The 14,882-nt window shown below is 60.2% G+C and carries 12 protein-coding genes; 1 reads left to right on the forward strand and 11 read right to left on the reverse strand.

Features of this window, described 5'->3' with window-relative positions; genetic code table 11:
* Window positions 1-829: 829 nt before the first annotated feature.
* The 7 genes from GCU68_RS18815 to GCU68_RS18845 all read right to left on the reverse strand — a co-directional run bounded on the left by GCU68_RS18815 (window position 830) and on the right by GCU68_RS18845 (window position 11,199).
* A complete protein-coding gene (locus GCU68_RS18815; RefSeq protein WP_394352492.1) occupies window positions 830-2,596 on the reverse strand; it encodes a bifunctional metallophosphatase/5'-nucleotidase in 1,767 nt (588 codons plus the stop codon).
* A 270-nt stretch (window positions 2,597-2,866) separates the two neighbouring features.
* Entirely contained in the window at window positions 2,867-4,699 is a 1,833-nt protein-coding gene (locus GCU68_RS18820; protein WP_152944407.1) for a sensor histidine kinase, read from the reverse strand.
* A gap of 383 nt (window positions 4,700-5,082) precedes the next feature.
* Window positions 5,083-5,412 carry a DUF7344 domain-containing protein gene (locus GCU68_RS18825; RefSeq protein WP_152944185.1) on the reverse strand — a complete coding sequence of 110 codons (330 nt, stop codon included), beginning with the start codon at window positions 5,410-5,412 and terminating at the stop codon, window positions 5,083-5,085.
* Window positions 5,413-5,608: 196 nt separating this feature from the next.
* Complete coding sequence (locus tag GCU68_RS18830) at window positions 5,609-6,556, reverse strand: isocitrate lyase/PEP mutase family protein (protein ID WP_152944186.1); 948 nt, start codon at window positions 6,554-6,556, stop codon at window positions 5,609-5,611.
* 51 nt (window positions 6,557-6,607) lie between these two features.
* On the reverse strand, window positions 6,608-7,249 hold the full coding sequence (locus tag GCU68_RS18835; protein ID WP_152944187.1) for an isochorismatase family protein: 642 nt from the start codon (window positions 7,247-7,249) through the stop codon (window positions 6,608-6,610).
* Window positions 7,250-7,285: 36 nt separating this feature from the next.
* A complete protein-coding gene (locus GCU68_RS18840; protein WP_152944188.1) occupies window positions 7,286-9,139 on the reverse strand; it encodes a hydantoinase B/oxoprolinase family protein in 1,854 nt (617 codons plus the stop codon).
* Window positions 9,136-11,199 (reverse strand): hydantoinase/oxoprolinase family protein, encoded by a 2,064-nt coding sequence (locus GCU68_RS18845; RefSeq protein ID WP_152944189.1) that lies wholly within the window; start codon window positions 11,197-11,199, stop codon window positions 9,136-9,138. Before GCU68_RS18845 ends, GCU68_RS18840 begins: the two co-directional genes overlap by 4 nt.
* 164 nt (window positions 11,200-11,363) lie before the next feature.
* On the opposite strand from GCU68_RS18845, the gene GCU68_RS18850 reads away from it, so the two are divergent.
* Window positions 11,364-12,026, forward strand: a complete 663-nt coding sequence (locus tag GCU68_RS18850) for a helix-turn-helix domain-containing protein (RefSeq protein WP_152944190.1) — start codon at window positions 11,364-11,366, stop codon at window positions 12,024-12,026.
* Between the two features lie 49 nt (window positions 12,027-12,075).
* On the opposite strand, the gene GCU68_RS18855 is transcribed toward GCU68_RS18850, so the two are convergent.
* The 4 genes from GCU68_RS18855 to GCU68_RS18865 form a co-directional block, all read right to left on the reverse strand.
* Window positions 12,076-12,609: a DUF3982 domain-containing protein gene (locus GCU68_RS18855; RefSeq protein WP_152944191.1), complete on the reverse strand. Its 534-nt coding sequence runs from the start codon at window positions 12,607-12,609 to the stop codon at window positions 12,076-12,078.
* Between the two features lie 76 nt (window positions 12,610-12,685).
* On the reverse strand, window positions 12,686-13,117 hold the full coding sequence (locus GCU68_RS22080; RefSeq protein ID WP_319633705.1) for a hypothetical protein: 432 nt from the start codon (window positions 13,115-13,117) through the stop codon (window positions 12,686-12,688).
* Window positions 13,114-13,326: a hypothetical protein gene (locus GCU68_RS22085; RefSeq protein WP_319633706.1), complete on the reverse strand. Its 213-nt coding sequence runs from the start codon at window positions 13,324-13,326 to the stop codon at window positions 13,114-13,116. Before GCU68_RS22085 ends, GCU68_RS22080 begins: the two co-directional genes overlap by 4 nt.
* A gap of 22 nt (window positions 13,327-13,348) precedes the next feature.
* Window positions 13,349-14,878, reverse strand: a complete 1,530-nt coding sequence (locus tag GCU68_RS18865; protein WP_152944192.1) for a DUF7289 family protein — start codon at window positions 14,876-14,878, stop codon at window positions 13,349-13,351.
* Window positions 14,879-14,882 lie beyond the last annotated feature (4 nt).

The raw sequence follows: 14,882 nt of genomic DNA on the forward strand, positions 1-14,882 counted from the left end.
GTACATGCCCTTGCGTGCAGACGGTGCCCAAACGTGGACGACCATATCGAAAGTAAGAGCTTATAAAAATCCAGATGGAGGGAGAAATACGCGAATATAGTGCAGGTTCTTCGGTAACCAGTAGAGACATCTGTCAATGGAGACGTTTCTGAGGACGGGCGCAGAGTAATAGTTAGATCTGTGCTAGACCTTCGTGGCAGCATTCGTTCTTAGACTGAATATCTAGTCATTCTTAGACTATCCGATGAGTTTATTATGATATATTGCGTAAAGCCCACTAAGTGAAATTCATATATAAATAGGAACGAATGTAACATTCGTTCAACTGCTGACGAAGTTATCTTTCTCTTTCTGACTGTGTTCGGATTCATATTGCTCGTTATCCTCTCTTTCGTTGCCGATCACGTCGATTCACTCCATTCAGAACCCCCGTTTCATCTGCAACCCACCCCACCCTTTCATTCGTTTTCACTCTGGACGAGGGGTGTGTGGGTTCTCTCGTGAACTGCACTGGTACTTCGAATCGCTTCGAAGTCAGTGTCCGAGAGCTCTCGACGACTACTGTCCGGTATGGAATCCGTCGAAGATTGGTCACCAACTCTAGACAACATAGTAGCACAAATGCTACTTTTATGGCTATCCTGACCTGAATACACTCTTGATGAGGGGTGGCGCGCAATGTATCCGACCACCTGGACACTATCTTTCGAATCCATCCGTTTGATTGGTCCCTTTCTCTCTCGAGTGGCAGACCTCCGTAACGATGGCCGTTCCCACTTGTGGCAGAAATCGTCGTTTCACGGTGATCAGCTCCAGATTCACGGCACGGTCAGCGATACGGGTTTCGACCGGTCGTCGGAAAGTCGTTTCTGGTGGGGATCAGCCTGGTCTCACAGTATGCTTCGCCGCCGGTGTAATCGACACCCGGCTGAACGTACGGATACGACCCGTCGGTGGGCGTGTTCTGTACTGACCCACCGTCGTCGGCAGTCCGGACGAGTTCGGTGTCGCCGTAGTCAATCGGAGAATTCGCATCGAGATACTCCGTGACGACATCGACCGGGATGACCTCGCCGTCGACGTGGACGTCTCGAAACGGAAATCCACAGTTCCCGAGATCCCGTTCGGGATCACCGGGACGAGCGAACGTCGCGACCGAGTATCTCGACTCGGGGTCTACCGACACCCCATCGACGAGGAGGTCGACGAGCCTGCGGCCGCGTTTGGCGGTCGGATCGATGACGACCTCGACGTTCGAGGAGTAGTTCCGAACACGGCCGTCTTCTTGCTCGTAAACATACGGTGTGAAGTTGTCCGTGAGGAAGTGTTCCATGTGATTCAGCAACTGCTGACCGTACGCATCACCTCGTGCGACCGGTGCAGTCATCGGAAACGCCTGGTAGAGGTGCTCGAGTGTAATCTCTCCGGCAGGTATCGCAGGGCCGTACCGAAAGCCGTGTGAGACCGCGAGATCGGTCTCGAAGTGTGCTCGAACCGCATCGTTGAACAATAGATTCCAGCCGCTCTCGAGGAACGACTGCCGGTGGAGTGGCGTCTCCGTCTCGCCGACGACTGTATCCAGTGGCTGCTCGAGGGTGCCGGCACCGAGGTCGTGATGGACGTCGTCGCCGAAGAACGGAGAGCGAACTGCCTCGACCGTCTGTTCGGCTGCTGGGTCCGGCTCGGGCGTGTACTCGTGACCTTCGGAGAGACAGTAGAGGACGTGTCGAAACGATAATTCGCCGTCGTCGAGCCGAAGATCCACGCGTCCGAGCCCGTCATCCGTTCCTGACTCGACGACGATTGTTTCCGTCTCGTCGACGATGATCGGATCGTGGGTGTACTCGTGGGTGTGTGCGCTAAACATGACGTCAATATTCTCGATGTCTTTTGCCGCTTGAACCATCCACGGCAGCCCGATTTCGGTGACTGCAACGACGACGTCTGCCCCCGACTCGCGAGCCTCGCGCGCAGCGTCCTCGAGCAGCGCGGGATGTTTGCCGAACCGAAACGCTCCCTCAAAGAACGCCGGGGCCATCCGGTCGACGTAGACGTTCGTCATGCCGACGATTCCGACGTCGACGCCGTTGACGTGCTCGATCGTGTACGGGTCGACCACCGGTTCGTCGGCGTCCCACTCGTAGAGATTGGTCGCGAGAACGTGTGCCTCGAGCGCGTCCAGTAGCGTCCGGGTGACACCATCCTCGGCGGCTTCGTTCGAGAAGTCCCAGTTTCCGGGCACGTAGACATCGGGACACAGGTGTTCGTTAACCGGCTCGAGCATCGCTCGGCCGTTCGTGTACGTCGTTACCGCCGTGCCGTGAAACGTATCCCCGCTCATCAGCGTGAGCGTCTCCTCGTGGGCTTCCCGGATCTCGTCGAGTTTCGCGGTCAACAGCGGGACGCCACCGCCACGCTCGAGGCGTGTCGCCTCGCCCTCGAAGTCGAAGCCGGGATGGGATTCGACGGTATCGTAGTAGACGTGATGTCCTGATACGAGTTGGCCGTGTAGATCACTCACATGGAGACAGACGACGGTCGGCTCACGGTCCTGTTCGGTCGCCCGTGATCCATCGAGTTGCCGCCACGGGCTCATATGTACTGTCTCGTGGCTCATCTGGGAGTCGCTGGGTGTTCGGTCTTCCGCAGCGTGTGCATTTCCTTGCACACGCCGGAATTGTCAGTATACGCTCAATGTTTCAGGAGCGGATCGGAGCGGTTCGATACGGATGAACACTATTGACTGGTTAGCAACGGTGTGCTGTTACGGAGAATCAAGGAGAAAGCCCCGCCCTTCAGGGCGGGGAGGATGTCAAATCGGTCGCGACGCTTTTTAGGTACCGAGAGGAGCCTCTCGCTGAGCGCTCTAGTGGCGCTGTCCGCTTCGTCGCCTCGGAGGTCGTTCCCGGATCCCTACCGCAGAGAGGCTGAACGAGAACTTTGCGCCCTCGTTGGGTGTCGACTCGACCCAGATCTCGCCACCGTGGCGTTCGATGATCCGTTCACAGAGCGCCAGACCGATCCCTGTGCCGTTCCCCTCGCTGCGGCTGTGGGCTCGCTCGAAGACTTCGAAGATCTGGTCGTGATCTTCCGACGCGATTCCGATCCCGGTGTCCTCAACCGTGATGATCCAGTTCGTACCGTTTCGCTGTGCAGAGACGTGGACGGTCGGCGGTTCGTCGCCACTGTACTCGAATGCGTTCTCCAGCAAATTCTGAAACACCTGTCGCAACTGACGGGCGTCACCCTCGACACGTGGCAGTGAATCTGCGGTGATCGTCGCATCGGTGGTCTCGATCGCGACTTGCAGATCGTCGAGGACGTCCTCGAGGATCGCTTCGAGTTCGACCGGTTCCAACGGATCGGCTTCCGTTTCTACTCTGGAGTATTTGAGCAAGCCGTCGATCATCGATCGCATCCGTTCGGCGCCGTCAACGGCGAACTCGAGGAATTCCTGGCCTTCGTCGTCGAGTTCGTCCTCGTAGCGCCGTTCGATGAGCTGGAGATACGACGACACCATCCGAAGCGGTTCTTGCAGGTCGTGTGACGCCGCATAGGCGAACTGTTCGAGGCGTTTGTTCGATTCCTCGATATCGGCGATCAGGTCCTCGAGTTCCGTCTGGTACTGCTGGCGCTCGATCGCCTCCGCGAGGATGTTCGAGACGCTCTGGACGAACGAAATGTCCTCGTCGCTGAACGTCGCGCGGTCGGTGTCGTGAGTGCCGAGAATTCCCCACGGATCGTCGAACGGCCCGATGACGGTACTGATTCCGCTTCGAACGTCGTGGGCTGTCAGCAGTTCGGGGCCGCTAAATCGCGTTTCCGACTCGAGGTCTTCGACGACGATGGGGTGGTTGTTCTCGAGGGTGTAGGCGGCCTGTGAGTCTGATTCGACGGCGGACACTATCTCTTCTCCAACGAGGCCGTCGTTCCAGCCGACGCCCTGTCGGAGGAGGAGTTCCGTGCCGGTTTCATCCAGATCGAGCACTTTGCAGAAGTCAGTGTCGAGGACGGTCGTGACTTGGTGGACAGCTTCATCCATGAGCTCGTCGAGATCGTCAGTTTCGAGTGCGAGTTGTCCGAGTTCGGCTACGACTCGTTGCTCGTGGGCTTGCTTCTCGAGTTCTCGTTCCCGCTGTTTGCGTTCGGTGATGTCTTGTGACATCGCAAGGATCGCGTACACGTCGTTTTCGTCGTTTGTCAACGGATGTGTCCGAAACTCGAACGTCCGACTTTGGAATGTTATCTCGAACGTGGTCTGTTCGCCGTCGAGTGTTGCACGGTAGTGTGGCTCGATAATATCGAGGTGCTGATCTGCGTAGACGTCCTGTATCCGTTCACCTCGGACGCCGCTGGCATCGAAATCGAGCTTCTCGAAGCCTTGGCCTGCGATGAGCGTGTGCTGGAACTCGCGATCCAGAAGCGCGACTGCGCCGTTTGGGATGTTTTCCGTGAGGGTTCGGTACCGGTGTTCGGACTCCTCGAGTTGGGTGACTGTGTCTTCGAGTTCCGTCTGCGTTTCCCGGAGTTCCCGATTACGCTGTTCGAGAACGTGGGCTCGCGTTTTAGCCTTCGCATCGTGGAACCCCACCGCAAAGCCGGCGACGCTACTCAGCGCCGTCAGAATCGGTGGCGCCGTCAGTGGCGTGGTGATGCCGCTGTCGGGTTGCAGGTGGTAGAGGAGCAGTACCGCCGCCATAGTGCCGAAGCCGGCAGCCGTCCACCTCGCGATATCCGGATACACGTCTGAATCGATACCGGTCGTGGCCACCCAGTAGCTGCCATAGAGGAGGACGACACCGGGAGCGACGATCAGAAAGGTCGTGATCGCGACGCCGAGTAAGGGCGTGCCGGCGCTGAACACCGCTCCCGCTCGTACCACGGCGAACAGAACGTACAGGCCACCGAGCGTTCCGATGAGCCGTCTCGGTCCGACTTGAGAGAGCACGTGTTTCAAGACTCCCACTGTCTATACGACAGGAGGATCAGGGTTATGGATGTTGCGTCGGTTACTGCAGATACTCGGCTGCGACTTGGGCACCGCTGTTCGGTATGCACCGATCGATTTCGATGCGCTCGACCTCATTCGTCCGGCTTCTCGATTAGCCTTGCAACCGTCACGAACGTATCGAATTTTTGTGGGGATCCTTGAATCTGAACTACTCCCTGTTCCGGATCGTATTGGACGAACTCGACTTCGGACGATCGCGGAAGGTGGGTGTGCTTCAAGTCCGCCGAAAGCGTATCGAACCGATCTGGAACGTCGTGGTGCGGTTGCTCGTCCTCCCACTCGTCGATTTTCTCGATGAGTTCGCCGACGGCTACCGGCCCGTCTCGTTCGTAGAGGTAATACAACGCGTATCGTCTGCGCTTGTTCTCGAGGAGTTCGAATATCTTGTCTAGTGTTACCATAACCCATTTTGAACAGGAGCATCGAAAGCGTTTGTTGCTGCATATGCACCGCAATCGGTAGCCGACACGAGACCGGTTACTCCAATAGGCACACCGGTACGATTGCAGCGAGCACCACAACGACATCGAGGCGTCGTGCGATCGGCCGTGCACCAGCCGTCCGTGGCGTTGCTCTGCCGATCGCCGCCTCGAGTCCTCAATCGGACTCGAGGTCGTCGCCGAGCGAGTCGTCGTACTTCTCCTGTTCGTCCTCGGGGAGGTACTTTCGCTCCCACTCGACGACCTCGGGGAAGCCCGAGAACTCGTGGAGGCTACCCACGGGCTGGTCGTTGAACGCGTCGTCGATGTCCCGCATCGCTGCGACGGGATCGTCGGCGAAGGTTTCGAAGTCGGCGTAGACGTTCGCGATCGTCGACAGCGTCGCAGCGATCGGGAACAACACGAGATCGAAGCCCCACTCCTCGAGCGACGAGAGCTCGACGTACGGCGAGGAACCGAGATCGCCGACGAAGTTGTAGACGAGCGGGCCATCGACCTCCCGGCCAATGCGTTCGAGTTCTGCCTCGTCGGTCGGCCCCTCGACGAACGCGATGTCAGCGCCGGCCTCGAGGAAGGCGTTGACGCGATCGATCGCTTCCTCGAGGGAGCCGTCGCCGGTCCCGCGGGCGTCGGTGCGAGCGATGAGGGTGAAGTCGGGATTTCGCTCGTCGCGGACGTCGGCTGCGGCTTCGATTTTGCCGATGGCTTCCTCGCGCGGGATGACCTGTCGGCCTTTCGTGTGGCCACAGCGTTTCGGGAATGTCTGGTCTTCGATGTGGATGGCTGCGACGCCGGCTTTGATGTACTCTCGAACGGTCCGGACGACGTTCGTCGCGTTTCCGTACCCGTTGTCCGAATCGGCGATGAGCGGCACGTCGATCCGTTCCTGGATGTTGCCGGCGTTTTCGATCATCTCCGGCATCGTGATGAAGCCGGCGTCGGGGTAGCCGGTCTTCGAGAGCGAGGTCCCGTAGCCAGTCATGTAGATCGCATCGAAGCCGACGCTGTCGGCGACGGCGGCCGTCAGTGGATCGTGGACCCCGGGACAGGCCAGCAGTTCGTCTTGCTCGAGGCGCTCGCGAAGCGCCGTTCCGTAGTTGGTCATGGTCGACCACAGGGGTGTCCTCGGCAAGCGGGTGTCGATTCGGCTCGTCTGTCAGTGTAATTCATCAGCATTCTCTGAGAGGTGGTTGATGACGGCATCCGTCGTGACGACGTCGCCGTATTTCGCGTCGATGTCGAAGAGGTTCGCGCGGTGTGGCCCCTCGGCGCGGTCGCCGACGGCGTCTTCGGGGACGATGGTGCGGTAGCCGTGCTGGAGGCTGTCGACGGCCGTCGCGCGGATACAGCCGCTCGTGGTGACACCGGCGAGCACGAGCGTGTCCACGCGCTGGGTCGTCAGCTCCGTCTCGAGGTCGGTTCCGAAGAAGGCACTCGCGTACTTCTTGAGGATGACTCGTTCGTCGCCGACGGGTTCGATCCGATCGTCGACTTCGACGGCCTCAGTTCCGAGTCGCAGCTCTCGCAGCGCGGGCACCTTCTCGATGAACCGTCCGGCGTCGCCGTAGGACTCCTCGAACGCCACGGTCGTAAAGTATCGCGGCAGGTCGTGTTCGCGGAAGGCCGCGAGCAGTCGCTCGGTCTGCTCGAGCACGTCGGCAACGTCCGAGCCAAGGCTGGTGTCGGGGTCCGTGAAGGCGTTTATCAAGTCGATGACGAGCAGTGCGGGCCGGTCGCCGAGGCCGACGCTCGCGCCGAAATCGTCCTCGTCGTAGTGGGCGTCGTGTGGTGGGTCCATTGTGGATCGTGTGTGAATGGTGGGTTCGCGTGTCGATCAGTCGTGTCGGTCGTCGAACTCCCGGCGTTCGGCGGCGATGCGCTCCGCGAGCGTGTCGTCATCCGGCAGCGGGCCGTAATCGAACGCCGCGGGTTCGTCGCGGCTCGAGCGAAGCTCGTCGCGTCGGTCTTCGGTCGCCGCCTCGTCGACGGTTCCATCCTCGAGGACGACGCCGTACTCCTCGCGAGCGGCCGTCTCGGAGAGTAGTCCGCGGCCGACCTCTCGAGCGACGACTGCGGGATCTCGCTCGAGTGGATCGCCAAGGCCGCCGCCACCGGCGGTCGAAAAGACGAGTTTGTCGCCGGCGTCGACGGCGACGTTTTCGACTTTCGACGGCAGGTCTTCTTCGGTACCGTCGGTTAGGAGCAGTTTCTTCTCGCTGGTCTGGGCGTGGGAGCCGCCGTCGACGCCCCACGGGTAGGTGTGGGCACGGTCGTCCTGGAAGGTGATCGCCCCCGGCTCCTCGAAGGTGTAGACTTTCGTGATGCCGTGGCCGCCGCGGAACTCACCGGCACCGCCGGTGTCGGTGCGGGTGCTATACTCGTCGATAGTCAGCGGGTAGTAGGCCTCTTGATACTCTGCGGGCACGGTGCGGAACAGCGGCCACCACGAGTGACCGTCGAGGCCGTCGCCGCCCGGTCGGGCCGGAATCCCGCCGTAGAGAATTTCGAGCATCTGGAAGTCGTTGCCCTCCGAGTCCGTCCCCGCGTAGACGAGGTTCGGCGACGTGCCGTAACTGCCGGCGACGGAGAAGCCGTCGATAAGCTTCGAGAACGTCGCCTGCAGGACGTCGAACTGGCGGGCCATCATCGGCAGTCGGTTGCCGAGTGCCGCCGGGAACTCCGGTTGGACGACGGATCCCTTGGGCAGCGTCACCTCGAAGAGGTCGTAGTAGCCGTCGTTGAACGTCAGCAACGGGTCGAAGGCCATGATGAGGAAGACCCCGGTGAACATCTTGAACATCTTCTCGTTCAGCAGGAAGTTCACCGTCCCCGGCACCTGTTCGTCCGTGCCGGTCCAGTCGAGGTGGACCGTATCTCCCTCTCGGTAGATCTCGAGGTGGAGTTTGATCGGACCGTTGCCCATCCCGTCGTCGTCGACGTAATCTTCGAACGTGTAGCGTTCTCCTTCGGGGATGAACTCGCGGATGAGGTCGATCATCCCGTCGCGGGTGCGGTCGAGGATGGCGTCACACGCCTCGACGTACGTCTCCTTGCCAAAGCGGTCACAGAGTTCGTGGATGCGCGTTTCGGCGGCTTTCGTCCCCGCCGCCAGCGCCTTGATGTCGGCTTCTGCGTGATCGGGCAGTCGCGTGTTGTGGGCGAACGTCTCGAGTAGTTCGCTGTCGATCTCCCCACCTTTGTAGAGTTTGACCGGCGGCAGTCGCATCCCTTCCTCGAAGATCGTTCGCGCCTGCACGGGCATGCTGCCGGGCGTCTTCCCGCCGACGTCCATCAGGTTCCCCCACTGGCTCGAAAAGCCCACGAGGTCGCCGTCGTAGAAGATCGGCCGCAACAGGAGCATGTCCGGCGTGTGCGAGACCGCCCCGGCACACATGTAGGGATCGTTGGTCGCGATCACGTCGCCGTCCTCGAGATCATCGCGCTCGAACGGCGAGTTCTCGAGGATGGTGTCGATCGCCGAGCCGAACTGGCCCATGATCATCCGTCCCGCAGCGTCGGCGATCAGCGGGAACTGGTCGGACTGTTCGCGGATGACGGGACTGATCGCCGTCGTCTCGACGACCCGATCCATCTCGTAGCGGGTGTTCGAGAGCGTGCTCTCGATGATGTCGAGCGTGGTCTGGTCGATGTCGTGGTCGCCGACGAACTCCGGTGTCGTGTCGCTCATTGTCCCTCACCTCGGGTGATCTCGAGGTTGCCGTAGCGATCGACGGTCGCGGCGTGATCGGGCTGGACGACGACCGTCGAGTCGTCGTCGGTGACGATCGCCGGGCCCTCGAGTTCGTTGCCCGGCCGAAGTTCGGTTCGGTCGTAGATCGGCGTCTCGTAGTACGAGCCGTCGAAGTACACGTCACTCCAGTCGATTTCGGCATCGCTCGGATCGGCGTCGCTCAGTTCCTGCTCGTCGATCGTGACGCCCTGCAGCGTCCCTTTGCCGATGACGCGCAGCGTCGCGATCTCGAGCGGTGCGTCGAGCGAGAAGCCGAACTGGCGGTCGTGGCGCGCCTCGAAGTCGTCTTTGATCTCCGCGAGGCCCGTCTCACTGCGGAGGTTCTCGATATCGACCGGGATCGACATCTGGATGTCCTGTCGGAAGTACCGACAGTCGGCAACGTACTCGAACGTCTGGTCGGTCTCGTCGACGCCCTCGGAGGCGAGCCACGAACTCGCGTCGTCCTCGAGGGCTCGAAGCTCCGCGTGTACATCCTCGCCGTCGACGTCGTCGTCCGTCTCGAGGTACGTCTCGGAGAACTCGTTTTGGATGTCGGAAGTGAGAAAACCGAAGGCAGACATGACGCCCGGCCCCGGTGGGACGATCAGTGGATAGGCGTCCATCACGTCCGCGAGTGCGTTGGCGTGCATCGGCCCGGCCCCGCCGAAGGCGACGAGTCCGAACTCCCGCGGGTCGTAGCCCCGTTCGACGCTCACGACCCGGAGCGCGCCGTGCATGTTCTCGTTGACGATATCGAGAATGGCCTGTGCGGCCTCTTCGACGGTCGTGTCCCGTTCGTCGGCGATTGTCGCCACGGCATCGCGGGCGGCCTCGCGGTCGAGGTCCATCCGCCCACCAAGCTGGACCGACGGCGGAATCCGGCCGAGGACGACGTTCGCGTCCGTGACCGTCGGCTCTTCTCCACCTTGTCCGTAACACGCCGGTCCGGGATCGGCACCGGCGCTTTCCGGCCCGACCTGCAGGGAACCGTTCAGTTGCACGCGGGCGATCGAGCCGCCACCGGCTCCGACCGTGTTCACGTCGACCGAGCGGGATTTGAACTCCCGATAGCCGACTTTCGTCTGCCGTGTCGTCTCAGCCGAGCCACCCTCGACGAGCGAGACGTCGGTCGAGGTCCCTCCCATATCGAGCGTCAGCACGTCCGGAACGCCCTTCTTTTGGGCGATCGTCGCCGCACCGACGACGCCCCCACTCGGTCCCGACAGCGCGAGTTCGACCGGTCGTTCCTTGGCCGCTTGCGAACTCATGAGCCCGCCGTCCGAGCGGACGACGTTCATCGTAGCCGTCGATCCCGCCTCCCCGAGCGATTCGTCGAGATCCTCGAGATACGAGATGACCGTCGGCCGCGCATAATCGTTGATCGCGGTCGTCAGCGTCCGTTCGTACTCGCCGTACTCCGGGACGATCTCCGAGGAGATCGACACCGGCAGCTCCGGCGCTTCTTCGGCGACGATCTCGCGGACGCGCTCTTCGTGGGCCGGGTTCAGATAGGAGTTCAACAGCGCGACGGTCAGCGCTTCGACGCCGGCAGCCTCGAGTTCCCTGACGGCTTCCCGTACTGCGGACTCGTCGAGCGGTTCGGTCTCCTCGCCGTCGGGTGAACTGATCGTCCCAGCGACGCCGCGGGTGTCGACCAGATCCGCGAGCGGGTCCGGCTTCTCCATATCCATCCACCCATACAGCGGGCCGGGCGTCCACGCCCGGGCGAGATGGAGCACGTCCTCGTGACCCGCCGTCGTGATGAGCCCGACCCGTGAGCCCGTCTCCTCTAAGAGCATGTTCGTGACGACCGTCGTGCCGTGAAAGAGGAGTTCGAGTTCCTCGACCGAGGTGCCCGCTTTCGCCGTCGCCTCTTTGACCCCGTGAATCACGCCCTCGGAGGGGTTCGCGGGCGTCGAGAGGACTTTGTCGATCGTGAGTTCGTGTGTCGTTTCGTCGAAGACGATCACGTCGGTAAACGTTCCGCCGACGTCGACGCCAAGATTATATGTCATATGGTACCGTGTACTGTGTGGCTCATGCTGTCGGGGCGTAAGCGTTGTCCCAACAGCTGTTGGCGACTTATATATCACGATAGTTATACTCGGCGACACACGGAATCGCTGACTGCGTCGCGTATCTTTTTAGCAGTGGGTGACAATCGCATACGAACGCAGAGATGTTCATCGCGACCGTCCACTTCACCCAACACCGCGAATGTATCCTCCGCCGGCTTACGGCCGACGTCGACACGCCGATTCCGATCGAGATCGAGGAGATCCAGAACGGGTTCGTCACCTTCGTTCTCCACGCCGGTCCCCACGCCGACTCCTTTCAGGCGGAACTCGAGGCCACAGACCACGTCAAACACGTCAACCGGCTCGACGAGGAGAACCTCCTCGTGACGAAACCCTCGTGTGGCGCGTACTCGGCGATCTATCAGAACCACGGTACTCTGCGGCGGTCGAACACGGTTTCTGGTCGCCAGCGCGAGTACAACATCCTCGTGTTCCGACGCGAAGACTTAAAGAACATCCTCGACGACTTAGCCGGATTCGGGACGGTCACGCTCGGGAAACTCGAGGAGTTCAGAGCCACGACCGAATCGTCGCTCACCGAGCGCCAGCGCGAGGTCGTCACCGAGGCACTCGAACGTGGCTACTACGACTGGCCGCGAGAGCTCACGAACGAGACACTCGCGGACGAGCTGGGGATCAGTCGAGCGACGCTTCACGAACACCTTCGCAAAGCCGAACGGACGCTTCTGTCGTCGGCGCTAGCAGAGAGCCACAGGCAAACCGGTAGAGGCCAGTTCGAACGGATCGACATCGAGCAGGAGTGATCGTCGGAATCTCGACAGTGTGTCTGCAGAGCAGCAACACCAGTCTCATTTATCGACTGCTCGTTCCCGACTCGAGTGCGGACAGGTACACGAAGTACGCCAGTCCTGCAACGACCAGTGATACGGCCAGCACGGTGACCCCGACGAAGCCGTCGAGCGCTGCTTGCGGATTGTTCCACAGGTAGACGCCGCCTTCGATCGCGAACGCAGTCAGGCCACCGTAGAACAGCGCCAGCGCGGTCGCTCGGACCACTGCCACCCCACCGCGGTCACGGCTCTGGAACAACTCGACGACGAACAAGAGCGCAAACACGAGCAGATAGAACGGGCCGGGAATCGCCTGCCCGAGCGTCTGCGGACCGGTCACTGCGATATAGCCGTAGTACGCCAGCGCGAGCAACACGCCGCCGATCAGCGTCAGCGACAGCCCGTAGCCGCTGGCGTCCTCGACGGCTGTCGGGACGACGCCATCGCTCGTGTCAGCATCACTCGTTGCCTCTGGGTCGGTGCCGCTCGGATTCGGCCGCTCCTTCTCTGCACTCGAGTCCGTTGTCGTTCGGTCGTCATCACTGTCGCTGGACATATCGGCTAGTGTCCATCTAGCAGTAGAAAAGTCATCACTGGATTATCAATGAACTAATGTCACCGTCCAGGACCAGTCATCTTGAGAGTACCAGCGTGACGGTGCTCCCTTGAGGATCGGCATCTCCAAATTTGATCGTGCCGCCTGCACGGGTCACGCTCCGTTTGACCAGCCACAGCCCATACCGTTTCTGTAACTGTAACAGCGTCACCTGAACCCTCCCGATACCACCGGTACAGTTCACTGAGCCGCCCGCTTTGGAATCCATGACGAATCTGAGTCCGTGATCTTGGCCGCGGCTGCCGCAGGTAACCGTTCGTGACCACGTGTGCGTTCTGTTGTCGCCGCGTTCGACGATGCACACCGTCACGTCACCGTAGGTCCAGCCATCGACGGTGCACATGGTCGTCTCGTTCGGGCCGACGACGAACGATTGGCTGTCGACGCCGTCGTCGACCAGCGTCACGTTTCGATAGCCGCTTGGCCAGACAAGGTTGGCGTAGGTCACGAGCCGCCGATCGCCGTCGTCACCTCGAAGTTGAGATAGCCCGCTGCAGCCAGATCCTCGACCGTGTAGGCGGTCACGTGATACGTCGCGTCATCGTCGTTCTCGAGCGTCACGACTGGTTCGGGAGTACCCCTCGTGACGGCAGCGCCGACGATAACCACGCTGACGAGGATCACACCGAGGAGGGGCGTGGAACGGCGGGTGACCATACACCTGATTGCGGAACGCCGGTCAGTTGTTCGTCACTTCAACATTGTGTAGACCGAAGTTCACGTATGTGACCGGTGCCGGTACGATGATCTTCTCCGATTTGCCGAGCGCTGGTTCGACGCCCTCGAGGGCCGGATCGTGCTCGATGGTTGGGGTCCCGCTCGGATCAGAGAATCCACCACCGACCAGTGAACCCTGAACATCCATGGTTCCGCCGAGATCGAACGTCTCTCGAGACGTGTCGTTCGTCGGCGCGTAAATCACTCCAGTGAAACTCTGCGTCCCGGATGACGTCATTTTGAACGACGACGTTCCGTATATCTGCAGATGCTTCGACTTATAATCGGTATCAGTTACACCCTCAACGGAGATATTTGCATTTCCGTCCAAATTGAATCCGCCTGTCGTATAGATGTGCAGTTCGGACTCATTTGAGTGGTTTGTAACAGTTAAATCACTGCTCCCGATGTTGATAGACCCATTAACAATCACTGTCGTATCTCCCTCTGAAAGATCAAATTCGAGATTGTCAGGCAGCTCATCATTGGATCCACCTCCTTTTGTCATACCGAAGTTCTCGGTATAGTACGTTCCACTCGAGACAGTGCCGTCTTCGACGGCCTCGTCTAACTCAGTGTATTCGTCTTCCCCTTTGTCAACTAACGCCCCGATCTCGTCGTCGATTGGTTCTAAACCGAGCGAATCCGTCGGACGGGCATCTCCCTCGAGATGATCCTCTTCACCACTAATCGAGCCACCATAGACGACGTCACCAATGATCTCGTTTGCGCCATCTAATTCGAGATCACCTTCGACTGCGATCGCTTGCTCGAAGTACGAATCGAGTTCGACTTCGCCGAGAAGGGCCGTCACTTCGCCGTGCGTTTCGTTAATTGGTTCGGCGTGGATCGCGTCCGGTCCGATTTCGTTCTCGAAGTGTTGTTCCCAGCCGCGATAGTACTGACTCGTCACGGTAATATTGACGATCGTACTGTTTGCGACCATGTTCTCCTGCTCGACGTCGTCGTGTGTCATCGAGATGTCGCCGGAGCCGAGCGTCTCTTCGCCGTGGACGGTCGTCAGCGAAAAGCTCAGACTCTCGCCGCCATTTTCCTGGGAGTCGTCGTAGTTGAATTTCGGGCCGGAGACGACTCGAGTCTGATTCCCCGTCTCTCTGAATACGGCGCCGCCTTCGAACGCGATGACTTCTCCATCATCGGCTTCGTACTCGATCGCACCGAACTCCCGTTCGATCGGATCCTCGCCACCGTATTCGATCACGATCTCACCGGTGTTCTCTCTCGTCACTGCACCCTGCTCCCCAGCGTTTAGATTGATGTTCCGGGTCGAATCTTGTTTGACCGTCGTGTCCTCCAAGGAATGTCGGAGTTCGACGAATGACTGTTCGACGCGGTCGTGTTCAGCCTGCTGTTGTTGTTCCGACAGTGCGTAACTGCCAGCGAGCAACAGTCCAATGCTGCCGATCGCGACGACGCCAATGAGAATGACGATGCTGATAACTGACGACTGCGCTCGAGTCCGAGCGGTCACACCA

It is taken from the genome of Natronorubrum aibiense, from assembly GCF_009392895.1.
In the GTDB taxonomy this organism is placed as follows: domain Archaea; phylum Halobacteriota; class Halobacteria; order Halobacteriales; family Natrialbaceae; genus Natronorubrum; species Natronorubrum aibiense.